Origin of the sequence: Cystobacter fuscus (assembly GCF_044360685.1) — a bacterium.
GTDB classification, from domain to species: Bacteria; Myxococcota; Myxococcia; order Myxococcales; family Myxococcaceae; genus Cystobacter; species Cystobacter fuscus_C.
Genome location: NZ_CP043491.1, coordinates 6318849 through 6343602, shown reverse-complemented (window position 1 = coordinate 6343602; position 24754 = coordinate 6318849). Strand labels below are relative to the sequence as shown.

Genomic DNA, 24754 nt, shown 5'->3' with positions numbered 1-24754 from the left:
CTCGGCGGCCCGGCGGGTGCGCGAGGGCAAGAAAGAGAGGGAGTGTGTGGTAGCCTGATACCTTCGTTGGCGGAGGAGCATGCATGGCGAATGCGGACTGGATGTCGAAACTGAAGGGCAATCCTTGCATCACGCGGCTTTCGATCCCCGGTACGCATGACACGGGGGCGTATCAATCGACCATCAAGCCGATGACGCGGGCACAAACGCTCTCCATCCCCGAGCAGTTGGAGGCCGGAGTGCGCGCGCTCGACATCCGATGCGCCGCCACCTACGGGTCAGAAGGAACGTGGACTGGCCTCTTCCTGGATGCCCTCGGTGGCACACAACGGCAGCAGGTTCAGCAGGAGATCGGCGAGGAGCGCACGACCTACAATGTCTTTCACGGCCCCTTCGACCAGGGAATCTCGGTCGCCGACGTGGTGGCTCAGGTCTCGTCCTTCCTGGACGCGCACAAGGGGGAAACCGTGTTCCTGCTGTTGAAGCAGGAGGGCGGCAGCGTCGACATCTCCGACGACATCAACGACATCGTGAGCCAGGGACTGGGAGACAAGATGTTCAAGGTCCACGAGCACGGGAAGCGGACTGGACACAGCCGATGGCCCAAGCTGGACGAATGCAAGGGCAAGGCGATCGTCTTCAGCCGCCTCCAGAATCCCAGCAAGAACCACTACGACACCCGAGGCTGGCCCAACAATCCAAGGAAGGCGGTGCTCGGTCAGATTGGCGGAGTGCGCCTCCAGGCCGATCCGCGCACTCTCGTCATCCAGGACCTCTACAACAGCCCTCCGCTCGAGGACAAGAAGCAGGCCGTGAGCGACATGCTGCGGGAGGCCAAGAACTCCAACCATGCGGGTTTCGGGCTGTACTTCAATTTCTCGAGCCTCGTCTGGAAGCCCTGGGAGCCCGTCTGGAGCGGCAGCAAACACATGACGCCCTACCTGCTCGCGAAGCCGGCGGGCTCAGGAGTGGTCTTCGTCGATGCCGTGACCGACAAGCTCGCGGCCCACATCATCGGTTGGAACAAGTAATCTCCTCGCCGAGAGGCGCCGCCGCAGCACCCCGTCCGCGCCGAGCAGCACGAGCAGCGTGCCCAGGCTCACCCCGGCTCCCACCGCCAGCCCGGGCGTGCGGTAGCGGAAGACCACCTGATGCACCCCCGGGGGCACCGCCACCGCGCGCACCGCCCCATTGGCGGGCAGGATGGACACCGGCTCCCCGTCCACGCTCGCCGTCCACCCCTCGTAGTAGGCGTCGTTGAGCACCAGCACCTCTCCGCCCCGCGCCCGCACCTCCACCTCCACCTGCTCCGGCGCGAACCGGGCGGCGGTGACCTCGCCCCGGGGCGCCTCCAGCGGCGGCTCGGGCAGGGGCGCCGCGCACTCCACCACCACCTCGCGCGGCGCCTGGACGCTCCCGAGCCGCCGCAGCGCCTCCTGAGGACCCGCCACACAGCGCGGGTGGGCGAGGTACGCGCGCGGCAGCGCGTTCGGGTTCTCCAGCAGCCATAGCCCGAAGGCGTCCAGCCGCTCCAGCACCCGGAGCGGCTCCGCCGACAGTTGCGCGGCGAGCGTGCTCGACTCGCTCGGGATGACGAAGTAGCGCGTGTGGAACAAGCCCGCGGTGTGACGCACCCAGGAGTTCGTCTCCGCCTGCACGTCCGCCACCCGCCGCGACGCGGCGGGCATGTACGCGTTGGCGCTCTCCAGGCCGAAGAGCGCCGACGCGAGCGGCATCAGCGAGGCCCCCATGATGAGCGCGTTCGTCTCCGCCAGGGTGGGCAGCGGCAAGGGGCGTGGCGTGTAGTAGCGGCCGAACAGCCGGTATACCCGCGGCGGCGGTCCGCTCTGCTCGCGCAGTTCCTCCTGGATGCGCAGGACGAAGGGCGTCGGCTCGTCGATCAGCTCCGGCTCCCCCACCTTGTAGATGTCGCCATTGGCCAGCAGCAGCCCCCCGAAGCCCACCACCCCCACGAGCCCGGCCCGCGCCCGCGCCGAGCGCACCACGCCGAGGATGCCCCCCAACGCGAGCAGGCTCCCGCCCGCCAGTCCACAGCCCAGCACGAAGTGCCCGCCGATGCGCCGTTGGGCCTCGGGCCACGGCGGCCCCATCCACAGGCCGGACAACATCCCCTCCGAGAACACGTGGCCGAGCCACTCCGCGCCACCCACCGCCAGCACCAGCCCTCCCAGCCCGAGCGCGCCGAGCCCCACCCGGCGCCGGACGTCGGGTGCGTGCTCGAGCCGTTCCCACCCCACGCCCGCCGCCAGGCACACCGCGAAGGTGACGAACGTCATCAGCTTCTCGGGGTAGCGGAAGGTCCGCCACGGCGGCACCCAGTCGAACACCCAGCCGTAGAGCGGCGTGTGCTTGCCGAGCGCCAGCAGCACCGCCCCCAGGGCGGCGGCGAGCAGCAAGGCCGCGCGCGGCCCCCGCACCCGGGTCACCGCCACGCCCGCCAGCACGAGCGCGGGCACGCCCAGATAGAACGAGTCCGCCCACAGAGCGTTCCTCGACGTGGACAGCAGCAACGTACTGATGGCCACCTGGACGTGCTCACCGGCGTCGCCCGCGAACAGGGGCCCGAGCAGCAGCTCCACGAGCCGCAGGGGATGGACGGACCACACCACCGCCTGCTCCAGCGTCTGATTCGAGGCGCGCACCTCGTCCAGCCCCGCCAGCGTCGGGAGGATCTGCACCGCGCACAGCAGCACGGAGACGACGCCCACCCCCATCATCCCCAGCAGCGCGCGGGGTGTGCCGCTGGACGCCGGACGGCTCACGCTCCACAGCAGCGCCCCGCCCAGACAGACCGCGTAGCCCTGCACGTCGCCGGCGAGCAGCACGAGCCCGAGCAGCACGGCGACCCCGAGCCCCCGTCCCACCGTGGGCGCCCGGAGAAAGCCCTCCAGCGCCCAGAACACCCAGGGCACGGTGACGGCCGCCAGGAGGTACAGGGTGTTGTTGGTGATGCTGACGAGGTAGCCACTGAAGGTGTAGCTCATCGCCGCGAGCAGCGCGGCCCCGAGCCCCCACCCGAGCCGCCGCCCCAGTGCGCTCACGCCGAGGAACGCCACCGGGAAGCACAGCAGCATGAGCCACTTGAGACCCAGCGCCCCGGGCAACACCAGCGACAGCGCCTGGGCCGGGTGGAAGGCCCCGGAGACGACCATGCCCACGTAGGGCTGCCCGAGCCCATCGAAGGGATACCACTGGGGAAACTCCCCCCCGAGCACCCGCTCGCGCCAGTATTCCCACAGCGGGACATAGACCTGCTGCACGTCGCGCAGGAAGAAGACGTTGGCGGAGAAGGCCGCCCGATGGAAGAAGAGGAAGGTGAGCCCCACGCTCAGGGCGGGGACGAGCCATCGGGGCGGGGGAGCTTCGGGCTGGGGGGGTTCTGGGGAGGCGGAAGACATGGGCTTCAGGTCGCACGGGCGGAGAGGGTGGAGGACTCTAATGGAGAACGGTGGCGAACACCTCCACGTCGGGCGGCGCGCAGTGGCCTCGGACGATCCGTGACGTATCTCGTCCTCGCCTTCCAAGGACCTTCCCTCCTTCTCATGTTTGGGAGAGGCTCGCGGACATGACCATTGCTGGCATTCCTCCTGCTCCCCTTCCCGCTGATCAAGCGCTCCAGCGTCTGCGTGACGGCAACCAGCGCTTCGTCCAGAACGTGCGAAGCATGAACACGGCCATCGGCTCGTCGGCACGGGCCTCGCTGGCGACGAGGCAGACTCCGTTCGCCGTCATCCTCTCGTGCTCGGACTCCCGGGTGCCCTCGGAGCTCGTCTTCGATCAAGGGCTCGGGGACCTCTTCGTCATCCGCGTGGCGGGCAACGTGGTGGCGCCCTCGCTGGTGGGCAGCGTGGAGTTCGCGGCGGCCACCTTCGGCACGCGTCTGGTGGTGGTGATGGGCCACTCGCGCTGCGGCGCCATCAAGGCCACGCTGGACTTCATCCAGCACAGTGTGGGCGCGCCGTCGGAGAACATCCACGACATCGTGGACCGGTGCCGGCCCGCGGTGGAGAGCGTGGTGAGCGCCTCCGGTCCGAACGTGGAGCAAGAGCGCCTGGTGCAGGAGGCCGTGCGCGCCAACGTGCGGCAGTCCTGCTCCCACCTGCGCCACGCCAGCCGGCTGCTCGAGCGGCTCATCCAGGAGGAGGGGCTGCTGGTGGTAGGCGCGGAGTACTCGCTGGATAGCGGCGAGGTCGACTTCTTCGACACGCCCCAGCGCTGAGCCTTCCGCCCCGGCTCATACTCCCGGTGAGCCCTTGCCCGGTGCGCTTGTCTGTGCCCCCATCCCATGGGGGATGCTGGTGGACTCATGCCGTCTCCATCCAACTCCCGTTCCACCCTCGCGCGCCGGACCCTCTTGCAGATGGCGGGGCGCATCGGGGTGGTCATCGCCCTGACCACCCTCGTCAGCTACCTCCACATCCTGCGCACCATGCGCGACGAGAGCCTGGAGCATCTGGCGCGGCACGTCGCGGAGCGCGGCCAACGGGAGCAGGCCATCTTCGTCCTCGTGGAGGAGGCCCACGCCCTCCTCAAGCAGGCCTTCGAGGAACGGCTCCAGGCCGGAAGCCAGGAGGATCCCACCGCCCGCTTCGACAGCATGTTCGAGCTCCGGCCCGATGGGACGATTCGCACCCGGCCCGAGGGCTTCGATGGAACGCGGGTGCCGGGCGTCTGGGTCGCTCCGGGGGTGAATGCCGATACCGCTTTCCAACGCCGGCTGCTGGCCGCGTATGACGTGATCGCCCAATACGGGCCCGCCTACCGCACCCGCCACGCCAACACATACATCGCGCTGACGGAGGGTGTGAACGTGCTCTACTGGCCAGAGGTCCCCAACTGGACCCTGGAGGCCAGTCCCGGCTACCCGCTGCTCTCCTTCGAGTACTCCATCATCTCCCAGCCCCAGGAGAATCCCCTGCGGCGGATGGCCTGGACCCGCAGCTACAAGGATGACGTCTCCGGAAAATGGCTGATCTCCGCCGTCACCCCGGTGGACCAGGACGGCAAGCATGTCGCGACGCTCGGCAACGACGTGATCGTCGATGAGCTGCTGTCGCGCACCCTCATCGACCACCTGCCCGGCGCGTACAACCTCATCTTCCGCGAGGATGGCCAGCTCGTCGCCCCTCCCGAGCTCAAGCAGGACAGCACGACGGGCGGCTACGACATCCTGGCCGCCAAACAGCCGGAGGGCTCACGGCCGGGGCTCGCCACCGCGGAGCACCAGGCCCATCTGCGGAGCATCTTCGAAGCGGTGAAGCGCCTCGAGCCCGGGCAGACCGTGGTGGCGCTGCCCGAGTACGGCGAGTACATCGCCGTGGCGCGGCTGCGGGGTCCGGGCTGGAACTTCGTCACGGTGTTGCCCGAGAGTGTGGTGACCTCGAAAGCCATCGATGCCGCGCGCTATGTGCTGGTGTTCGGCCTCGTGTCGCTGCTCATGGAACTGCTCATCATGTTCTGGGTGCTCAGGGATCAGATCTCCCGCCCGCTCCAGACCTTCACCCGGGCCACGGACCAGGTGACGGCCGGCGACTTCGGCGTCTCCCTGGAGACCTCACGCGAGGACGAGCTGGGACAGTTGGCCCGGTCCTTCGAGCAGATGGCCCGGCAGGTGCGGCAACGCGAGGAGGCCCTGCGGCAGGCCAACGAGGGCCTGGAGCAACGTGTCGAGGAGCGCACCCGGGAGCTGAAGGAGGTCCACCAGCAACTCATGCGGACGGCACGTCAGGCGGGCATGGCGGAGATCGCCACCAACGTGCTGCACAACGTGGGCAACGTCCTCAACAGCGTCTACACTGCGGCCCAGCTCGCCCGGGAGCGCATGAACGGGATGAAGCTCGAGCAGGTGGGCCGGGCGGCCCACCTGCTCCAGGAGCACCAGGGCGAGCTCACGGCCTTCGTCACCGAGGACCCGCGCGGACGGCATCTCCTCCCATTCCTGGACAAGCTGGGGCAGAACCTGGTGGACGAGCGAGGGAGCATGCTCGAGCTGCTCGGTGACATCGGCCGGTACACCGAGCACATCGGCGACATCGTCAAGGTGCAACAGAACCATGCCCGGATGCCGCGGCTCCAGGAGCCGGTCAGCCTGGTGGAGTTGGTGGAGGACGCACTGCGCATCAACGCGGCCGGTCTCTCCCGCCATCAGGTGAAGGTGGAGCGGCAATGGGCCTCGCTGCCCTCCGTGCTCACCGACAAGCACAAGGTCTTGATGATCCTCGTCAACCTGTTCAGCAACGCCAAATACGCCATGGATGGGGTGCCGCCCGAGGAGCGGCGGCTGGCCGTGAAGCTGGATCTCACCGCCGCCGACCGCGTCCGCATCGAGGTGCGGGACACCGGTATGGGCATCGAACCGGAGCAGCTCACGCGCATCTTCCAGTACGGCTTCACCACGCGCGAGGAAGGCCACGGCTTTGGCCTGCACTCCAGCGCGCTGGCGGCCCAGGAGATGGGTGGCTCGCTGACGGTCCACAGCGAGGGAGCGGGGCATGGGGCCACCTTCGTCCTGGAGCTGCCCCTGAACCCCGCCGGGTTGGCTCACGCCTCGTAGCTTGGAGTACCTTCCCGGCCCCGTATGAGCTTTCCCTCACTGGATGATCTCGAGACCCCGGCGGCGCTCGTGGACGAGGAGCGGCTGGAGCGCAACCTCGCGAAGGCCTCCGCGTACATGCGCGAGCACGGACTGCGGTGGAGGCCGCATACGAAGACGCACAAGGTGCCGGAGCTGGCGGCGAGGCAGCTCCAGGCCGGCGCGGTGGGCGTCACGGTGGCCACGCCCCGCGAGGCGGAGGTGATGGGCGCGGTGGCGGACGACGTGCTCCTGGCCTATTCGCCCGTGGGCTCCTCGAAGCTGGCGCGGCTGATGGCGCTGCCCGGGCGCGTGCGGCTCTCGGTGGGGCTGGACTCGCGGGAGGTGCTGGCGGGGCTGGCGGAGGCCGCGCGCGGGGCGGGGCGCACGGTGGGCGTGCTGGTGGAGCTGGACCTGGGGATGCGCCGGGTGGGCGTGCAGACGCCGGAGGAGGCCGTGGCGCTGGCCCGCGAGGTCTCGGGGACGGAGGGCGTCGAGTACCAGGGCGTGATGTTCTACCCGGGGCACCTCCGCATGCCGCTGGCCGAGCAGGGCCCGGCGCTCGCGGAGGTGTCGAGGCGGCTGGGCACGTTCCTGGACGCGCTGGGGGCGGTGGGGCTGAAGCCGGGACTCGTGAGTGGCGGCTCCACGCCCACCCTGTGGCGTTCGCACGAGGTGGTGGGGATGAACGAGGTCCGTCCGGGCATCGCGCCCTTCTTCGACCGGGCGAGCGCGTGGATGGGCGCGTGCGGTTGGGAAGAGGTGGCGTACTCGGTGCTCGCGACGGTGGTGAGCACGGCGGTGCCGGGGCAGGCCGTCATCGACGCGGGCTCCAAGGCGCTGGCCAAGGAGGAACTGTCCGTGGAGGGCTATGGCGCGCTGCTGGACCGGCCCGAGGTGGTGGTGCGGACGATCTCCGAGGAGCACGGAGTGCTGGACCTGTCGCGCACGGCATGGAAGCCGCGCGTGGGCGAGCGGGTGCGGGTGGTGCCCAACCACGTCTGTGTCTCGGTGAACCTGCAGGACGAGCTGTGGGCCGTGCGCGGCGGTCAGGTGGTGAAGCGCTGGGATGTGACGGGGAGGGGCCGGGGTCCGGTGTAGATTGGGAAAAGGGCAAGAGCGGAAACGTTTCCGACGAGGCCACGGAGCGAAATGGACTGAAGTCGTCGCTTCGGGAGTTTGCTCATATGAACCTCCTCGAGAAAATGACCATCCTGCTGTGAATGGACCCCAGATGGGCTCCGATCGCAGGCGATATTTCCCGTCCAGGGGAAATCAGGCCAGCTTCCGCGCAACCGTTTGAGGAAATCATCGGTTTGCTCGAATTTCGAGTATTGACTGTTTGTAACGTTTCGATCAAGGTTTCTTTCGCGAACACTGGAAGCCTCGGTCGGATGGCCTCCAGACAGATCGAGGGGACATCATGCAGAGCAAATTGTTTGGCAGGCTGGCCGTCATGCTGCTGGCCTCCGGGGCCCAGGCGGCCACGGACTCTTCCACCGGCGAGTCCTCCAGCCCAAGCATCGCGGCCACCGCCAAATACGTCGAGAAACTCGGCCGCGGCGTGGTCGCCGTCCCGGCGGCCAGAGGCATGCTGGTGAGCTGGCGTCTGCTCGGCACCGATCCCTCGGGCATCGGCTTCAATGTCTACCGCGGTACCACCAAGCTCAACAGCAGTGTGCTCACCGGCGGCACCAACTACACCGACACGGTGGGCACCACCACCTCGACCTATACCGTCAAGCCTGTGCTCAACGGTGTCGAGCAGGCCGGCAGCAACGCCACGGTGCTGACCAATCCCTACCTCTCGATCGCTCTCCACAAGCCCGCCGGTGGCACCACGCCCGACGGTGTGGCCTACACCTACGAGGCCAATGACGGCTCGGTGGCCGATCTCGACGGCGATGGCGAATACGAGATCGTGCTCAAGTGGCAGCCGACCAATGCCAAGGACAACTCCCAGTCTGGCTACACCGGCAACACCTACATCGATGCCTACAAGCTCAACGGCAAACGCCTGTGGCGCATCCATCCGGGCATGAACATCCGTGCCGGCGCACACTACACCTCGATGGTCGTGTATGACCTCGATGGAGACGGCAAGGCCGAAGTGATGATCAAGACCGCCGACGGCACCGTCGACGGCAAGGGCACGGTGATCGGCTCCAGCTCGGCCGACTACCGCAACAGCTCCGGCTACATCCTCTCCGGTCCGGAGTACCTGACCGTCTTCGACGGTGCCACCGGTGCCGCCCTGGCCACCACCAACTACCTGCCCGCGCGCGGCACCGTGTCCAAATGGGGCGACAGCTACGGCAACCGCGTGGACCGCTTCCTCGCTGGCGTGGCCTATCTCGACGGCACCCGGCCCTCCGCCGTGTTCGCTCGCGGCTACTACACCCGCGCGGTGCTCGTGGCCTGGGACTGGCGTGACGGCAAGCTGACCCAGCGCTGGATCCACGACAGCCCGACCTCGGGTTCGGGCTCCTACGGCGAAGGCGCGCACTGGTTCAGCGTCGCGGACGTGAACGACGACGGCAAGGACGACATCATCTATGGCGCCGCCACGATCAACAGCGACGGGAGCCTGCGCTACCGCACCGGCCTTGGCCACGGCGATGCGCTGCATGTCGGCGTTCTCAACCCGAAACGCAGCGGCAAGCAGATCTTCATGGTGCACGAGGATCCGGGCTCGTACGGCAGCAACCGCGGCATGGAAATTCATGATGCCGCCACCGGCGCCATCCTGTGGGGCTACGGTTCGGGCGCGGACGTCGGCCGCGGCATGTGCGCGGACATCGACCCGGCCGATCCAGGCGAGGAGTGCTGGAGCACCGCCGGTTCGGTGCTGATGAGCGCCGGGGGCGTGCAGATCTCCTCGACCAAGCGCCCGAGCAGCGTGAACATGGCCGTGTGGTGGGATGGCGACCTCTCGCGCGAGCTGCTCGACGGCGTGAAGATCGACAAATGGGTACCCAGCTCCCTGAGCCTGACCCGCCTGCTGACCGCTTCGGATTACGGCGCCGCGTCCAACAACAGCACCAAGTCCAACCCGGTGATCGCCGCCGACATCCTCGGTGACTGGCGCGAAGAGGTCGTGCTGCGCAACAACGACAGCACCGCCTTGCTGCTCTTCACCACCCCGATCGAGACCAGCTACCGCATCCCGACGCTGATGCACGATCCGCAGTACCGTGTGCAGGTCGCCGGTCAGAACATGGGTTACAACCAGCCTGCCCACCCGGGCTTCTTCCTCGGCAACGGCATGAGCAGCGTGACCCTGCCGGCGATCCGCACGCCCTGAGCGAGCCGCGGATGAGGAGTGCCGGAGCTGTGCCAGCGGGTGTGCCAGGATGTGTCAGCGGCCCGGGAGCCGGGGGGCTTCATGCCCTCCGGGGAGTAACGGACTCTCGGGCCAATTCCCCCCGTACCGCCTTGGACTTGAGCAGGAAGTAGCCACTGTGCAGCACCAGGGTGGCGACGATCACTGCTCCACCCAGGGCGCTGTACGTCGTCGGGGCCTCGTCCAGGACCAACCAGACCCACAGGGGGCCGAGCACGGTCTCGAGCAACAAGAACAACCCCACCTGAGGTGCTGGAAGGTACTTCGGGCCCGTCGCGATGCAGGCGAGCGCCAGGGGCATGACCAGCGCCCCCTCCAGCCCCATATACTTCCACTGCGCGGCCATCGTGAAGCCGAAGTGCTCGACGAGCGGAACCGCGATGGCCGCGGAAATGAGCCCTCCTACGGCGGGAGCCGTGAACAGGTTCTTTCCAGCCCACCTCGTGGCCACGAAGGCCGAGCCCATGGTGGCGGCGGTGAGCAGTGCGAGTGCATCACCCATCCAATGCCCGTGCACCATCCCGTCCTTGACGACCAGGAGGATGCCTCCCAGGGCGCTGACAATGGAGATCCAGGTGGCGCGCGACACGTTCTCCTTGAGGAGAAAGCGCGACAGGATGGCCGCGAACAGGGGGGCGGTGGCGATGATGAAGAGCATGTTCGCCACGTTGGTGTGGCTGAGCGCCAGGACGAAGAAGATGGACCCCAGCCCATAAAGAGTGGCCACCAGCAGCCCTGGCAATCCATTGATGAAGCCTACCTCCGGCCCCAGCTTCTTGCGCAGCAGCAGCCACGCGGCGCCTATCGATAGGAACATGAAGACGCCGCGAAAGAACACGACAGTCCATCGCTCGCCATCGATCAAACGCAACAAAAGCGTGTCGAAGGTCATGACGAAGGCCCCGAGGGCGGTAAGCCCTACGCCTTTCGCATAGTCCGTCACTCGGTCACTGTTGCTCATCACCATGTCCGTTCCGGTTCACCAGCGTGGCCATTCTCCTGACCAGTTCCTCCGAAAAGTCAACAGGAGGATCCTGCCTGCGGGCCATGTGGCAGAAGGAGAGCCGGAGGATGTTCTCCGCCTTGAAGTACCGGGCGTGTGCCTTCTTCGGGTTGACGAGTTTTTCCAGGGGTTGGCCATTGCTGGACGTGAGGCAGACGAACGGAACGCCGCTTTCCAGGCTTCCCAGCGGCATCAGTCTGGCCTCCGTGCACAGAGACTGAAACCTCTCGTCCAAAGACAGCCTGGCCTTGTTGTACACGAGGCCTTGCGCGCTTCGCAGCGCATCCAGCAGTGCCTTCAGCAGGCCAACGTGGGCCGAACCACCCTCCGCGAGGGAGAAGATGGCTCGCAGCTCTTCCTCGCCGGGAATCCCCCGTCTCAGGCCGACGAGCCCTGCGCCAACGGCGAGCCCTACGTGTTTGTGCAGGGGCGCGATGAAGAGGTCTGCCTGCCTCGACATCTCCTCCGTCAGATTGGTGCCAAGGGACTGAGCCGCGTCCACCCATAGCACCTCGCCCGGAGCTTTCTCCAAGGTCTCCACCCGCCCGGTGAGTGGCGAGACGTGGGTCACGAACGTGACCCGCGGCCCCTCGGTCAGTGCGTCGGTGTTCGCCTCGGGAAGCAGGGGCAGGTAGGGAGGGTAGTGTTGCCGGCGCTCGCCACGGCGGGTCATCCGAAGGCCCATCCGAGCCAGGGCAAGTAGCGCCGAGAGCAGCCCGGACGTCGTGTTGTGCAGGACGAACAGCTCGTGCTCCAGGCCCAAGGCCTTCCGAAGCCCTGCCTTGACGTCCTCGCGAAGACTGGCACAGGCCTGGAAGTAATGCGCCGCCTGCACCTGCTCCACCTGGGGCGCCAGCGCGTGCTTCAGCTGGGGATGCAACGCCGCTGCATCCAGCCCATCGAACTCCTCAGACGCCCGCATGATTCAGCCCCCGTACTGACTGGGAAGGAGGTGCCTCACAGTGCATGAAGTAGCTCGAGCAGCTGCTCGAGTGAGGCGGGGACCCGCTTCACTCCTCCTGCCCACTCCAAACCAGGGAGCCGGTGACCGACGACATAACCCGCGTCGGCTTCCGCCAGCAGTTCGAAGTCATTCTCGTCATTGCCCAGCGCCGTGAGCCGGGTGTGCGCGAGGTCGAAGCACTCCTGGACGGCGGTGAGCTTGTTCACCCCCGCCGGCCCGATGTCGATGGTCTCGCTCTCGTGCGCGGCGAGGTGGACCTGGGACGCGAATCGGCGCAGGCACTCCCTCACGAACGCCTGCTTGTCCCGCGCTCTGACGGCGATCTTCACCACTCCCTCGGCCCAGTCCTGGCGGGCGCGGTCCAGCGATGCGCAGTCCTTGTAGTTGCGCATCTCGCGGAACGAGGCTTCACCCGCGCACAGGGCGAACCGCTCCCCGTACTCCAGATAGAACTCCGCCCCCAGCTCGTCCATGAGCTCGCAGAGAGCCACCACCACGGCGGAATCCACGGTCTGGCGCCGGGTAATCCGACCCCTCTCCAGGACGATGGCTCCATTGCAGCAAATGACTGTCCCCATGGAGAGCAGATCTCCCAGGAGTGCCGCGGCCCCCCGGGGCGCACGCGAGGTGGCGAAGACCGGTTCGATCCTCCCCCGAAGCCCATGAAGGGCCTCCCTGAGTTGCCCGGCGAGAGGTTTGCCGTCGAAGACGAGCGTGCCGTCCAGGTCCGCGACCAGGATGGAGCGCTCGGTGGGAGGGCTGGTGCGGCGCCTGGCGCGGACCCATCCCTGTTCGATCAACCGCGGGAGGACGAAGCGGTCGAAGATGGACCCCATGGCGAGCCCGCGCTCGCGGTACCCGGCATCCACCCAGGCCAACTCCTCGATTTCCTGGCCCGGGCAGGGGATGCCCGCGGTCTGCACGTGGTGCACCTCCATGTCCACCTGGGTGTTCTCGAAAGCGGATTGATCCGAGAACGTCCCCAGGGGTTGATGAGAAACGACCTGAATCTGGAGTTCCTCAGCCAACTCCCGCTCCAAGCACTGGATGGCCGTTTCTCCGGGCTCGGGCTTGCCGCCTGGAGAAATGAATCGATTCGTCTCCCGTTTCCGGACGACGAGCAGCAGACCATGTCTCAAAATAACGGCCCCCACCTTCCGGATTCTCCTGGGGGCGGGCGCGTCGAGTTGGCTTGGAATCATGGGGTGGCGCACCGGTAGCAATGCTCAGGTTCTAGGAAGCCGCCCGGGTGGCGACTTGAGCCTGGACCTTCTCACTCACGAAGAGCCCCTCCCCGGACAGGAACTGGATGATGTCCCTGCTCATGGCCTCCTTTTCCATCAGGTAGGCCATGATCGTCTCGTCCGAGGGCTCGGTAAAGCTGTCCCCGAAGATGGACACGCCCTCCAGGGACTTCGTCGACAGGCCGAGTTGCAGGAGCCGGTACTTCACATCGTCACCCGACTTGGCGAACTCGTAGATGGGGCTGTTGTATTCGAGGCCGTACTGCCGCATGAACTTCACGAAGTATTCCTTCGCCACGAGCCGCTGCTCGGGAAACTCCATCTGATAGCGGGCGATACCATCATTGACTGTCTTTATGCCATGACGGCGACAGTAGTTGATGACATGCGCGTGGATGGCAACTTTCTCCCCCAGGAGGATGAGGTTCTTCTTGAACCGCAGGATGTCCCCCTCGATGTTCTGGATGGCGAGGGCGCGGAACGCACCACTGATGTCTTCGACGACATGTGTCACCACCAGGTCGCCAAAGCGCTTCCTCAGCTCGTCCACCCGGTTGGCGATGATGCCCCGATGCAATGAACAACCGCTATTCGCACTGAAAAGGTGGACGGGAATTCCTTGTAGCATCAGCACACAGGCCGCGAGCGTGCTGTCTCGCCCCCCCGTGAACATCACCAACTGAGCTGCCTTATGAGACGATTCATTCCGGTTCATGGAGTTCCCCCGCGAGCTGCGAATCATTTTGATTCGAGCTCAGAGAAAACAAAAATTCCCGGGCACTCGTCAACATCTTTCTAGGAAAACGGTTATTCAGGAGACAGGAGAAGGATTACGCAGCATGTCAGAGCCAGACAGGCTGGGAGCGATTACGCAGCATGTCAGAGCCAGACAGGCTGCTTTCCCTCGCACCCGGGGCCAGGGAAAACGAGGGTGGCTCAGGCCCCGTTCAACGAGCCCGTCGTCTCGGGACGGCCCGCCACGCGGCGGCGAGGAGCAGTGCCCCGGGGAGCGCTCCAGGGGCGGTCTGGCACCCGCGGGAAGGGTGCTCGGCTGGGGGGGACTCCGAGGCGATGCTCAGCCGGCCATAGCGGCCGTCGCCCGAGTGGCGCCCGTTCACCACCGCCACCACCACGCGTGTGGCGTCCTCGGCGGAGACCCGGGCGGAGAGGACTCCGGGCCCGTCCGCGCGGACGATGCGCAGCACCTCGCGCTCGGTTACCGCCGCCACCAGCAGGTGCAGCCCCGCGCTGTCCGTGCCCTCCTTCGGCTCGAAGGACGCGGAGATGCTGGGCGTCCCTCCCGCCACGTCGAAGGAGCGCATCGAGGCGGCCGCCACGCGCACCGAGGGCTCGTCCACCGGCAAGTCCCTGGCGGCGGGAACGAGCCCGGAGTAGCCCGCGCCCCGTGCGTACCCACTGCCTTCCCGCGCGCGCTCCCCGGTGGCCAGGTTCCACGAGGCGAACTCGCTGAACACGGTGTCGAAGTCCGTGCCCGCGTCGCGGCGCAGGACCGTCTCCAGCAGCTCCGCCCAGTGCGAGGAGGGCGCGCGCACGCTCTCCTCCCACATCGCCCGGATCACCTCGTCGCCCAGCCGCTCGCCGAGGAATTGGAAGAAGAGCGAGGCCCCATAACCGAAGGCCTGCGCCGGCCCGTCCGGATCCACCACCAGGCTGCGATCCGCGCGAGACAGGTACGCCGGGACGAAGTGCTCCAGGTCGTCCAGCTCGGGAGCGAAGCGCTCGGAGGCCCACACCGCCGTGCCTTCTTCCGCCACGCGTCCGAGCGCCGTGCCATACGCGGCCTGCACGGCGTGGAAGAACTCATGGCTCGCGAGCGTCGTCACGGCCTGCGTGTAGGAGGCATAGCCGTAGCCGGCGAAGTCGTTCTCCTGGAGCATGTACCCGCGGCAGCCCAGCTCCACCGCGAGGCAGTCCTCGCGCCGGAAGGCCCCATCCGCCCGTCCGGCGAAGTCCACCAGGTAGACGTCGAAGCGTCCGTCGGCTCCCGGATCTCCGGAGTCCTCGGGCGGCGAGCGGTAGCCCAGCCCCGCGTAGAAGGCCGCCACGGCGTCGTAGGTGCGCGCCACGGTGTCCACGGCGTCCGGAATCCCGTTGCCCTCCGTGTCCGCGAGCGCCACCGCGTTGGGTCCGCTCCGCGAGAAGTGGATGCGGAAGCGGCCTCCGGGAGACACCACCGACTCCACTGGCTCACCGGGCTCGAAGCGCGGTGGCTCCGCCGTGGCCTCGGTGGGCCGTCCCCCCTGGAGCAGCGTCCGTGCCTCCTCGTCGAGTACCTCATGCGGCGGCCGGTGTGAGCCGCCACACCCGGTGAGCAGGAGCAGCGGCCACACGGGGAGCCTCATGGCAGGAAGGCCCACCTGACGCGCAATTGGGCCGCGCCGCTGGGCTGGGGCACCTCGCCCGTCTCATCGCAGACCCGCTGCGGCTCCGGCTCGTAGTAGTGCGTCACCTGAAGCTTTACATGTTTGCCATCCGCCAGGCGCAGCACGAACACCGTGCCGGTCATGGACAGACAGGCCTCATAGCCCCAGAAGTCCTCCAGCCGCGTTGCCAGGCCCAGGGTGTACTGTCCGGCAATGGCCTCACAGGACTCGTTGAAGTAGTCCTCGGTGCGGAACTCCCAGGCGGCATCCACCGCCGTCACCGACTCGAAGGCCGTGCCCGCCGGAGTCCGGGCCACCGCGACGCACGAGGGGCCCGACACGCCGCTGTTCACCCGGAGGGTGTAGCGGCGCAGGGCGATGTCCCAATCCGTCGAGCCCAGGGCCGCTTGATCATCCACCGCCACCCGGCTCAGCCCCTGGGCCGTGAAGCGGCCATAGGTATACGACTGCGTGGAGGAGGCGCCTCCCGCCCGCGCGTCCACGTAGGTGTGGAACTCGCCCGCGACCGTTCCCTCCTCGCGGATCTCCCCCGTGGAGACCGTGGTGAGCAGGTTCAATTGATCGATGCTCTGCTCCGCGCAGCGCACCGGGCTCGCCTCGCACCGCGCGGCCTCGGCCGGGGGCGGCGGCTCCACCGGCGCGTTTCCGCCACAGGCTTCCAGCAGCAGGGCCAGCGTCAGGGCGGTGGTACGCCAGGGGCCTCGCGGCGTGCCGTGCTTCGCTCGGGTTTCGGGGAGGGGGCCGTTCTTCATGGGTGTCGTCCTTGCTCGTGTGTCAGGGAAGGGCCCGGTGGATCCACCTGCTTCCACCGGAAGGAGATCACCGCGGGAGAGCCGGCCGGGTCGTAGTAGCTCAGCATCCGCAGTTTGAAATAGCGGCCCTCGTCGCTGCGCAGGACATAGGTCCGCGCGCGCGGCGTGAGCGTGTGGGTCATCACGTCGTAGCTGTACCAGCCGTCCTCCACCCGCTCGAAGACGTTGTCCGGCTCGCTGTCCGTGTCGTCGCTGTCCACGGCATCCTCGTGGTAGCCCGAGGCGGGCGCCTGGGTGAGCGACTCGAAGGCGTCCGGCAGCAGCGCCACGCCGACTCCGCCCGTGCCGTTGACGCCTCCGCGCGTGCGGATGTGGAAGCGCTGGAAGGACACATCCCAGGCGGACTGCACGGCGGCCTCCGCGGCCTCGCCCGTGTCCAGATCCAGGGCGCGCCACGCCGCCCCATCGGTCGCGTCGACGCTCGTGGTCACCGAGCCGTCCGCCTCACGGGTGTGGCGGAACAGGGCGGGCGGCTCGCCGCCGGTGGGCTGCTGGGGGCCCGGCTCCGGTTGGATGTCCCCGCCACACGCGGCGAGGCCGAGCAGCAGGATGTGGCCTCGGGCCCAGCGGTGTCGCGACTGTCTGGCGATGCGTTGCATGCGTCCTCCCTCACACGTCGAGGATGAGCCCCGCGTAGAAGGCGCGGGGCGGAATGGGCAGGTAGTCCGGATCTCCCGCGCCCAGCAGGTTGCGGCCGGCGACGAAGAGCCGGACCGACTCCAGCACGCCGTAGGCGAGCCGTGCGTCCAGGGTCGCGTAGGCGGGGGCCTGGACGGTTCGCGCGGTGCCGTCGGGGGCCTGGTAGTAGGGGCGGGGGCCCACCCAGGAGCCCTGCACGGAGGCCTCCAGGCGCCAGGGCCGGTAGCGCAGGCCGAGCTGCGTGGTGAGCCGGTGCGCGCTCTGTCCCTCGAGGGGCCGGTCCTCCTCGAGATCCCGCGCGTGGATGAGCGTGTAGCCCACGTCCAGCCAGGCCCCGAGTGGCAGCCGCTGCTTCCAGCCCACCTCGGCGCCCTGCACGGTGGCGCGCGCGACGTTGTCGTAGGTGAAGCGCAGGGTAGGGGAGAGCGGATCCTGCACCACGGTGATCATGTCGGAGAGATCGTTGCGGAACAGGTTCGTCCACAGGAGGCTCCGGCTGCCGATGCGCCACTCCGCGGACACGGTCGCACCGCGCGAGTGCTCGGGGCGCAGCGCCGGGTTGCCCGCGACCACGTAGCCCACGCTGGGGTTCTCGAAGTCGATGAGCTGCTCCTGGAAGCTCGGTGCGCGGAACGCGAGGCCGTAGCTGGCGCGCACCGTGAGCGCCTCCACCGGCTCCAGCCGCACGGCGAGCCGGGGAGTGAGCACCGCGCCGAACTCGGAGTCCACGTCCAGCCGCAGGCCGGGCACGACGTGGAGCGCCACCGGCAGGGGCGTCTTCCAGGAGTCCTGTCCGTAGAGGGACAGCCGGCCGCGCTGGCCCGGGCTCGAGAGCCGATCCGAGTCGAGCGCCTCGCCAATCGCCTCGACGCCCACCACGAGCTGGTGCACCTGGGCCAGGGTCTGGTCGAGCTGGAGGCCCACCCGCGCCATCTGCTCGCGCGTCTCCTCCACCTGATCCAGCGCGGAGGACTGGCGTTGATCCGACACGTAGCGGTGGCGGAAGCGCGAGTAGCGGCCCGAGAGCTGGAGCGAGCCGGTGGGGGAGAGCACCCACGAGGGGGACAGCGTCACCTCCTGGCTCTCGTTCTGGCTCGCGCGATCGAACAGCGCGCCGGCCGCGCCCTGATCGACGCCCCGTTGCACCTGCCGGGAGGCGCCAGCCCGGGCATCGAGCCGCAGCGCGTCCGTCACGCGCACGTCACCGCGTCCGGAGACCTGGAAGCCCTCGAGCGAGCTGCCCGTGGTGGCCGGGGTGTCGGGAGTCAGGTCATAGCCATCCCGGCGCTGGAAGCCGCCACTGAGCCGCAGTCCCGCCCGTTCACCGCGCAGCTCCGCGGAGCCATCCGCCTCGAACTGCCACAGGCCACCGAGCGAGGCCTGGGCCGTGGCCCCCAGCGGCCGCTGCGCCTTGCGGGTGATGATGTTCACCACGCCCGCCACGGCGTCGCTGCCATAGAGGACCGAGGACGGGCCTCGGATGATCTCCACCTGCTCGATGTCCTCCGTGGAGAACCGGGAGAAGTCCAGGGCACCGCCGAGCCGCCCCGTCACGCGCTCGCCGTCCACCAGCACCAGGGTGTACTCGGGGGACAGTCCCTGGACGCGCAGCTCCGTGCCCGCGAAGCCGCGCCGCAACTCCAGGCCCGGCCGCGCGCCCAGCGCCTCGGCCAAGTCTCTCGCGCCCGTGGCCTCGATGTCCTTGCGGGTGATGACCTCGACGGCCACCGGTGTGTCCTGGAGCCGCTCCACCGAGCGCGACGCCGTCACCACCGTCTGGATCACCGGCACCTCCTCGGTGACCCCACCGTCCACGGACGGCTCGCCCTGCTGTGCCAACGCCGGCACGCTCACGAGCAACCCGAGAACCCATCCCATCCAGCGCATCCGCGGCCCCTTCGAGGAGGTGACGCTTCGCGTCTAGTTGAAATCGATAATCAAAGTCAATTTCAGAGCCACGTCACCAGGAATAAACGCATGGCCCGTCCATTTCCGGGCGCGACGCGCCCGCCGTGAAAGTCTCCGCCCCCGACTCCAGGCGTTTCCCATGGTCGCGCTCGCCCTTGTCCTGTATGGGGGCCGATCGCCCCCCGCACTCTTCATGCCCTTGATGCGTTCCTCCTTCGCCGTCCCCATGTGTGCCTGGCTCGTCTTGTGTGCGCCCGTTGTGTGGGCCCAGGGGGAGAGCTCCTCGCCGACCCCCTCCACCGAGGAGCCGCTGACGCTGGAGCGCGCGGTGTCGCTCGCGGCCGAGCAGAACGAGACGGCGCGGGCGGCCGGAGCGCGGGCCGAGGCGGCCGAGGCGCGGGTGGCCAAGGCCCGGGCTTTCTTCCTGCCGCGGCTCTCCGTCACCGGCACCTACACCCGCCGTCCGCAGGAGCTGACACGGGAAGTGGGGGGCGAGACAGTGGTCGTCCAGCGCGCCAATGCCCTGGGGGCCAGTGCCGCCTTGCGGGTGCCGCTCTTCGACGCGCGCGGCTTCCCGCTGTACCAGGCGGCGGCGAGGGATCAGGAGGCGACGGCCCTGGATGCGCGGGAGGCGCGCCGGCAGGTGGCCTTCCAGGCCGCCAATGCCTTCCTGTCCACCCTGGGGCAGCTCCAGGTGGCGGACGCGGCCGGGCGCCGGCTCGCCCTGGCACGGCAGTCGCTGGAGGATGCACGGGCGCGGGCCTCGGCGGGGTTGGCGAGCACCAATGACGTGACGCGCGCGGAACTGGACGTGGCCACCGCGGAGGCGACGCTCGCCGAGGCGGTGGGGCAGGCCGAGACGAGCCGCCTGGAGCTGGGCTACCTCCTGGTGGCGCCCACGCGGGGCCCGCTGGCGCCGCCCGAGACACTGCTCGGCGAGGCCTCGCGCCCCGTGGACGCGTTCGCGGGACTGGAGCAGGGGGCCCTGGAGCGCCGGCCGGATCTGCTCTCCGCGAGGCTGAGGGTGGATCAGCAACGGGCCCTGGCGCGCGAGCCTCTGGCGCGGCTGTTCCCCGCGCTCTCCGCCGCCGCGCAGTACAGCTTCAACAACGAGTCGGGCCTGTCCGGGCGCACGGGCAATGGGTTCCTCGCGCTGGAGCTGTCCTGGACCCTGTTCGATGGGGGCGAGCGCTACGCGGATCGCCACGAGCGGCTCGCCCTGGCGCGGGCGCTGGAGTGGGAGACGGTGGCGCGCGAGCGGCGGGTGGACGTGGCGGTGGAGAGCGCGCGGGTGTCGCTGCGCACCGCCCAGGCGTCGTTCGCCCGTGGCGAGGTGGCCGTCCGGGCCGCGCGCCAGAACGCCGAGGAGACGAGCATCCTGTATCGTCAGGGACTCACTTCCTCGCTGGCATTGAGTGACGCGCAGGTGAGTCAATACGAGGCCGAGGTCTCCCTGGCGCAGGCCCGGTACGCGCTGGGAACGGCCCTGTTGGAGCTTCGGGCCGCGGTGGGACTCGATCCCCTTGGGAAGGAGCCGTAAGTGAGCAGGCATGGGATGACACGAGGGCTGGGCATCGCGCTCATCCTGACCCTGGCGTGTGGCAAGCCGTCCGGGGAAGCCTCCGCTGGCGGCAAGGGAGGCGGCCGGGGAGGGGGCCGGGGGGGACCCATCGAGTTCCCGGTGGAGGTGGAGCCCGTGGGGGCGCGGGACGTGGAGTACGTCATCTCCGCGGTGGGCTCGGTGGAGGCGTTCGAGCAGGTGCAGATCACCGCGCGCGTGGCGGGCGTGGTGGAGCAGGTGCGCTTCCTGGAAGGGCAGTCGGTGAAGAAGGGGCAGGTGCTCGCGGAGATCGAGCCCACGCGCTACGGCATCGCGGTGCGCGCGGCGCGGGCGGCGCTGGATCGGGCCGAGGCCTCGCGCATGCAGGCACAGGCCGCGTCCCAGCGGCGCGCGTCGGTCAACGAGGTGAAGCCGGGCCTCCTGCCCGCCGAGCAGCTCGAGAGCGCGGAGGCGCTGGCGCTCGGGGCGGCGGCGGACACGGCGGCGGCGAAGGCGGCGGTGGAGCAGGCGGAGCTGAACCTGCGTGACGCGTACGTGAAGGCGCCGCTGGATGGGGTGCTGCAGACGCGCACGGTGCAGACGGGGCAGTACGTGCAGCCGGGCACGGTGCTGGCCACGCTGCTGCGCCGCGAGCCGCTGCTCCTGCACTTCACCGTGGCGGAGGCGGAAGTGGGGCGGGTGAAGCCCGGCATGGTGGCGCGCTTCACGGTGCGCGCGGACGGGCGCGCCTGGCAGGGCCGCGTCATCCACGTGGCGGACGCGGCGGATCCGACGAGCCGCATGGTGAAGGTGATCGCGGAGGTGACGGGTGCGGAGGCCCAGGGGTTGCGGCCGGGCTCGTTCGCCTCGGTGACGGTGCCGGTGGAGACGGCCCACGGGGCGCCCGTCATTCCCCAGACGGCGGTGCGCCCGAGCGAGCGCGGCTTCCTGGCCTTCGTGGTGCGCGAGGGCAAGGCGCGCGAGCGCGTGGTGGAGCTGGGCCTGCGCACGGCGGATGGGCGCGTGGAGGTGCGTGAGGGGCTCGAGCCCGGCGAGCAGCTGGTGGTGCGGGGCGGCGAGGCCCTGCGGGAAGGCGTGGCGGTGCGGCTGGCCAAGGGGGACGAGCCGTCCTTCACCGGCGAGCCCCGGGTGATGAGCACGGATGGGGGCACGGGAGCGGTGCGATGAACATCACCGAGGTCTGTATCAAGAAGCCCGTCTTCGCCTGGATGTTGATGGCGGCCACCATCACCTTCGGTCTGGTGGCGGCGCAGCGCATCGGCATCAGCCAGTTTCCGGACGTGGACTACCCCGTCATCAGCATCGGCGTGACGTGGGAGGGCGCTTCGCCCGAGGCGGTGGAGAGCGACATCATCGAGCCGCTGGAGGAGGCGGTGATGCAGGTGGAGGGCGTCAAGTCCATCACCTCCAGCGCGCGGCAGTCGAGCGGCTCCATCACGGTGGAGCTGGATCTGGCGCGCAACGTGGACCTGTCGCTGCAGGACGTGCAGGCCAAGGTGAGCCAGGCCCAGCGCCGGCTGCCCGAGGACATGGATCCGCCGGTCATCTCCAAGAGCAACCCCGAGGATCAGCCCATCATGACGTTGGGCGTGTCCGGTCCATTCTCGCCGCAGTACCTCTCGGACTTCGCCCGCTACCAGCTCAAGGAGATGCTGCAGACGGTGCCCGGGGTGGGGGAGGTGTCCCTCTTCAGCTCGCTGGAGCGCAACGTGCGCATCTGGGTGGACGCGGCGAAGCTGGACGCGCGGGGGCTCACGGTCGCGGACGTGCTCGAGGCGCTGCGCCGCGAGCACGTGGAGCTGCCCGCCGGGCGCATCGAGGCGGAGGGGCGGGAGATCAACGTGCGCGTCATGGGCGAGGCGCTGGAGCTGGAGACGCTGCGCCACCTGGTGGTGCGCGAGGCCGAGGGCTCCCCCGTGTATCTGTCCGACGTGGCCCTGGTGGAGGATGGCTTCGAGGACGAGCGCCGCCTGGCGCGCGTCAACGGCGAGCCCGCGCAGGGGCTGGGCATCAAGAAGCAGCGGGGAGCCAACGCCGTCGCGGTGGCCCAGGGCGTGCGCGAGAAGATGGCGCAGATCCAGGCGGATGCCCCCGAGGGACTGGAGGTGAGCGTCAACTTCGACTCCACCCAGTTCATCGAGGAGAGCGTGCATGAAATCGAGTTCGAGCTGTTGCTCGCGTGCCTCCTGACGGCGCTGGTGTGCTGGGCGTTCCTCGGCTCGCTCTCGAGTACCTTCAACGTCATCCTCGCCATCCCCATGTCGCTCTTGGGCACGGTGGCGGTCATCTACTTCCTGGGCTTCACGCTCAACACCTTCACGCTCCTGGGACTGTCGCTGGCGGTGGGCATCGTGGTGGATGACGCCATCATGGTGATGGAGAACATCTTCCGGCACGCGGAGGAGGGAGCGGACCGGGTGCGCGCCGCGCGCGAGGGCACGCACGAGATCACCTTCGCGGCCCTGGCGGCCACGCTGGCGGTGGTGGCCATCTTCCTGCCCGTCATCTTCATGAAGGGCATCATCGGCAAGTTCTTCCTCCAGTTCGGCGTCACGCTGTGCGTGGCGGTGCTGCTGTCGTACGTGGAGGCCATCACCCTGGCGCCGGCGCGCTGCGCGCAGCTGCTCAAGACGGGGCGCGAGGGGCGTGGCCGGGTGGGGCTCGCCGTGGATCGCGCCTTCCAGTGGCTGGAGCGGCGCTATGGCGGGGTGCTCGCGCGCGCGCTGCGCCATCCCTGGTGGGTGCTGGGCGGGGCGGTGGTGCTGATGGCCGTGTCCGGGCTGGCCTTCAAGGGCCTGTCGAGCGAGTTCGTCCCCTCGCAGGATCAGAGCCGGTTGATGGTGAGGATGCAGACGCCGGTGGGCAGCACGCTGGCGGAGACCAACCGGCTGTTCCAGAAGGCCGAGGCGTTCGTGCTCGGGCGGCCCGAGGTGGCGCGGCTCTACGCGGTGGTGGGCGGCGGCGGCGGGGTGAGCAGCGTCAATGGCGGCATGCTCAACATCACGCTGGTGCCTCCCGAGCAGCGCATGAGCCAGGCCGAGTTCCAGCAGGTGCTGCGCAAGGAGCTCAATTCCTATCCGGGCCTGCGCGCGGTGGTGATGGACCTGTCGCAGAGTGGCTTCACGGCCTCGCGCGGCTTCCCGGTGGAGTTCAGCGTGCGCGGCTCGGATTGGGAGCGACTCATCGAGGCGAGCACGCAGATGCGCGAGAAGCTCCAGGCGAGCGGCAAGGTGGTGGACGTGGACACCGACTATCAGATCGGCATGCCCGAGCTGCGCATCACCCCGGACCGGGCACGCGCCGCGGATCTGGGGGTGTCCATGGAGGCGGTGGGCAGCACGCTCAACTCGCTGGTGGGCGGGGTGCGCGTGGGCAAGTACAGCACGGGCGGGCGGCGCATCGACGTGCGCATGCGCCTGCTCAAGGATCAGCGCGCGCGGCCGGAGGACTTGTCGCTGCTCAAGGTGCGGACCGGCTCGGGTGCGCTGGTGCCGTTGTCGTCGCTGGTGACGCAGGAGGAGCGCCCGGCGCTGCAGGCCATCACCCGGAGGGATCGCGAGCGCGCCATCAGCATCTTCGCCAACGTGGCTCCGGGCGCCACGCAGCAGGAGGCGATGGAGACGGTGGAGCGCCTGGCGCGGGAGCTGCCCGGGGGCACGCGCGTGGTGTTCGGCGGCTCGAGCGTGGCCTTCCAGGAGTCCATCAGCAGCCTGCTCTTCGCGCTCGTGCTGGGGATTCTCGTGGCCTACATGGTGCTCGCCTCGCAGTTCAACTCGTTCCTGCACCCGGTGACGGTGCTCACCATCCTGCCGTTGTCCATCGCCGGGGCGGCCTTCGCGATGGCGGCCACGGGCACGACGCTCAACATCTTCAGCATGATCGGCCTGTTGTTGCTCATGGGCATCGTGAAGAAGAACTCCATCATCCTGGTGGACTACGCGCTGTTGCAGCGCGAGCAGGGCGCGGACGCGACCGAGGCCATGCTGCGCGCGGGGCCGGTACGCCTGCGGCCCATCCTCATGACGACGCTGGCCACGATGATGGCGGCGGTGCCGGCGGCGCTGGCGCTGGGCGCGGGCAGTGAGACGCGCGCCCCCATGTCGGTGGCGGTGCTCGGTGGCCTGTCGTTGTCCACGGTGCTCAGCCTGCTGGTGGTGCCCGCCTTCTACGTGGTGGCGGATCGGATGAAGACGCGGCTGGGGCGGCGCTGGGGTGGCTCCTCCGGGGATGCGCCTGTCGCCGAGGGAGACAAACCCGGGCTCGCCAGGCCCTGAGGTTGTTGT

General features: G+C 68.7%; 17 protein-coding genes. 8 read left to right on the top strand and 9 right to left on the bottom strand.

Annotated elements, in window-relative coordinates:
• The first annotated feature begins 101 nt into the window (after positions 1 to 101).
• Positions 102 to 1031, top strand: a complete 930-nt coding sequence (locus F0U63_RS25960; protein ID WP_395833467.1) for a phosphatidylinositol-specific phospholipase C domain-containing protein — start codon at positions 102 to 104, stop codon at positions 1029 to 1031.
• Here the strand turns inward: F0U63_RS25960 and F0U63_RS25955 are convergent.
• Positions 963 to 3419: a YfhO family protein gene (locus F0U63_RS25955; protein WP_395833465.1), complete on the bottom strand. Its 2457-nt coding sequence runs from the start codon at positions 3417 to 3419 to the stop codon at positions 963 to 965. The genes F0U63_RS25960 and F0U63_RS25955 overlap by 69 nt on opposite strands.
• Before the next feature lie 167 nt (positions 3420 to 3586).
• On the opposite strand from F0U63_RS25955, the gene F0U63_RS25950 reads away from it, so the two are divergent.
• The 4 genes from F0U63_RS25950 to F0U63_RS25935 all read left to right on the top strand — a co-directional run bounded on the left by F0U63_RS25950 (position 3587) and on the right by F0U63_RS25935 (position 9896).
• Complete coding sequence (locus F0U63_RS25950; RefSeq protein ID WP_395833463.1) at positions 3587 to 4240, top strand: carbonic anhydrase; 654 nt, start codon at positions 3587 to 3589, stop codon at positions 4238 to 4240.
• A gap of 141 nt (positions 4241 to 4381) precedes the next feature.
• Positions 4382 to 6574: a sensor histidine kinase gene (locus F0U63_RS25945; protein WP_395848427.1), complete on the top strand. Its 2193-nt coding sequence runs from the start codon at positions 4382 to 4384 to the stop codon at positions 6572 to 6574.
• Between the two features lie 24 nt (positions 6575 to 6598).
• Positions 6599 to 7693, top strand: coding sequence for a D-TA family PLP-dependent enzyme (locus tag F0U63_RS25940; RefSeq protein ID WP_395833461.1), 1095 nt, complete (start codon positions 6599 to 6601; stop codon positions 7691 to 7693).
• A 322-nt stretch (positions 7694 to 8015) separates the two neighbouring features.
• The gene (locus tag F0U63_RS25935) at positions 8016 to 9896 is read left to right on the top strand and encodes a rhamnogalacturonan lyase (protein WP_395833459.1); all 1881 of its coding nucleotides are present in this window, start codon (positions 8016 to 8018) and stop codon (positions 9894 to 9896) included.
• Positions 9897 to 9975: 79 nt separating this feature from the next.
• Here the strand turns inward: F0U63_RS25935 and F0U63_RS25930 are convergent, their stop codons facing one another.
• From F0U63_RS25930 to F0U63_RS25895, 8 genes are all read right to left on the bottom strand, one after another.
• Complete coding sequence (locus F0U63_RS25930; RefSeq protein ID WP_395833457.1) at positions 9976 to 10896, bottom strand: DMT family transporter; 921 nt, start codon at positions 10894 to 10896, stop codon at positions 9976 to 9978.
• Positions 10883 to 11860 (bottom strand): DUF6024 family protein, encoded by a 978-nt coding sequence (locus F0U63_RS25925; protein WP_395833455.1) that lies wholly within the window; start codon positions 11858 to 11860, stop codon positions 10883 to 10885. Before F0U63_RS25925 ends, F0U63_RS25930 begins: the two co-directional genes overlap by 14 nt.
• Before the next feature lie 35 nt (positions 11861 to 11895).
• Entirely contained in the window at positions 11896 to 13104 is a 1209-nt protein-coding gene (locus F0U63_RS25920) for an HAD hydrolase family protein (protein WP_395833453.1), read from the bottom strand.
• 31 nt (positions 13105 to 13135) lie between these two features.
• The gene (locus F0U63_RS25915; RefSeq protein WP_395833451.1) at positions 13136 to 13723 is read right to left on the bottom strand and encodes a hypothetical protein; all 588 of its coding nucleotides are present in this window, start codon (positions 13721 to 13723) and stop codon (positions 13136 to 13138) included.
• A 370-nt stretch (positions 13724 to 14093) separates the two neighbouring features.
• A complete protein-coding gene (locus F0U63_RS25910; protein WP_395833449.1) occupies positions 14094 to 15509 on the bottom strand; it encodes an MXAN_6640 family putative metalloprotease in 1416 nt (471 codons plus the stop codon).
• Positions 15506 to 16303, bottom strand: coding sequence for an HmuY family protein (locus F0U63_RS25905; protein WP_395833447.1), 798 nt, complete (start codon positions 16301 to 16303; stop codon positions 15506 to 15508). The genes F0U63_RS25910 and F0U63_RS25905 overlap by 4 nt, the downstream gene beginning before the upstream one ends.
• Positions 16300 to 16962: an HmuY family protein gene (locus tag F0U63_RS25900; protein WP_395833445.1), complete on the bottom strand. Its 663-nt coding sequence runs from the start codon at positions 16960 to 16962 to the stop codon at positions 16300 to 16302. The genes F0U63_RS25905 and F0U63_RS25900 overlap by 4 nt, the downstream gene beginning before the upstream one ends.
• Positions 16963 to 16972: 10 nt before the next feature.
• A complete protein-coding gene (locus F0U63_RS25895) occupies positions 16973 to 18880 on the bottom strand; it encodes a TonB-dependent receptor plug domain-containing protein (protein WP_395833443.1) in 1908 nt (635 codons plus the stop codon).
• Between the two features lie 223 nt (positions 18881 to 19103).
• Here F0U63_RS25895 and F0U63_RS25890 point away from each other — a divergent pair, with 223 nt between their 5' ends.
• The 3 genes from F0U63_RS25890 to F0U63_RS25880 are packed head-to-tail and all read left to right on the top strand — an operon-like array spanning position 19104 to position 24745.
• Complete coding sequence (locus tag F0U63_RS25890) at positions 19104 to 20450, top strand: TolC family protein (RefSeq protein WP_395833441.1); 1347 nt, start codon at positions 19104 to 19106, stop codon at positions 20448 to 20450.
• 15 nt (positions 20451 to 20465) lie between these two features.
• On the top strand, positions 20466 to 21638 hold the full coding sequence (locus tag F0U63_RS25885; RefSeq protein WP_395833439.1) for an efflux RND transporter periplasmic adaptor subunit: 1173 nt from the start codon (positions 20466 to 20468) through the stop codon (positions 21636 to 21638).
• On the top strand, positions 21635 to 24745 hold the full coding sequence (locus F0U63_RS25880) for an efflux RND transporter permease subunit (RefSeq protein ID WP_395833438.1): 3111 nt from the start codon (positions 21635 to 21637) through the stop codon (positions 24743 to 24745). The genes F0U63_RS25885 and F0U63_RS25880 overlap by 4 nt, the downstream gene beginning before the upstream one ends.
• Positions 24746 to 24754: the final 9 nt, after the last annotated feature.

What these genes read in the sequence shown, in the direction of transcription:
- F0U63_RS25960 (WP_395833467.1), top strand. Translation starts at nt 102, where the DNA reads ATGTCGAAACTGAAGGGCAATCCTTGCATCACGCGGCTTTCGATCCCC.
- F0U63_RS25955 (WP_395833465.1), bottom strand. Translation starts at nt 3,419, where the DNA reads ATGTCTTCCGCCTCCCCAGAACCCCCCCAGCCCGAAGCTCCCCCGCCC.
- F0U63_RS25950 (WP_395833463.1), top strand. Translation starts at nt 3,587, where the DNA reads ATGACCATTGCTGGCATTCCTCCTGCTCCCCTTCCCGCTGATCAAGCG.
- F0U63_RS25945 (WP_395848427.1), top strand. Translation starts at nt 4,382, where the DNA reads ATGGCGGGGCGCATCGGGGTGGTCATCGCCCTGACCACCCTCGTCAGC.
- F0U63_RS25940 (WP_395833461.1), top strand. Translation starts at nt 6,599, where the DNA reads ATGAGCTTTCCCTCACTGGATGATCTCGAGACCCCGGCGGCGCTCGTG.
- F0U63_RS25935 (WP_395833459.1), top strand. Translation starts at nt 8,016, where the DNA reads ATGCAGAGCAAATTGTTTGGCAGGCTGGCCGTCATGCTGCTGGCCTCC.
- F0U63_RS25930 (WP_395833457.1), bottom strand. Translation starts at nt 10,896, where the DNA reads ATGAGCAACAGTGACCGAGTGACGGACTATGCGAAAGGCGTAGGGCTT.
- F0U63_RS25925 (WP_395833455.1), bottom strand. Translation starts at nt 11,860, where the DNA reads ATGCGGGCGTCTGAGGAGTTCGATGGGCTGGATGCAGCGGCGTTGCAT.
- F0U63_RS25920 (WP_395833453.1), bottom strand. Translation starts at nt 13,104, where the DNA reads ATGATTCCAAGCCAACTCGACGCGCCCGCCCCCAGGAGAATCCGGAAG.
- F0U63_RS25910 (WP_395833449.1), bottom strand. Translation starts at nt 15,509, where the DNA reads ATGAGGCTCCCCGTGTGGCCGCTGCTCCTGCTCACCGGGTGTGGCGGC.
- F0U63_RS25905 (WP_395833447.1), bottom strand. Translation starts at nt 16,303, where the DNA reads ATGAAGAACGGCCCCCTCCCCGAAACCCGAGCGAAGCACGGCACGCCG.
- F0U63_RS25900 (WP_395833445.1), bottom strand. Translation starts at nt 16,962, where the DNA reads ATGCAACGCATCGCCAGACAGTCGCGACACCGCTGGGCCCGAGGCCAC.
- F0U63_RS25895 (WP_395833443.1), bottom strand. Translation starts at nt 18,880, where the DNA reads ATGGGATGGGTTCTCGGGTTGCTCGTGAGCGTGCCGGCGTTGGCACAG.
- F0U63_RS25890 (WP_395833441.1), top strand. Translation starts at nt 19,104, where the DNA reads ATGCCCTTGATGCGTTCCTCCTTCGCCGTCCCCATGTGTGCCTGGCTC.
- F0U63_RS25885 (WP_395833439.1), top strand. Translation starts at nt 20,466, where the DNA reads ATGACACGAGGGCTGGGCATCGCGCTCATCCTGACCCTGGCGTGTGGC.
- F0U63_RS25880 (WP_395833438.1), top strand. Translation starts at nt 21,635, where the DNA reads ATGAACATCACCGAGGTCTGTATCAAGAAGCCCGTCTTCGCCTGGATG.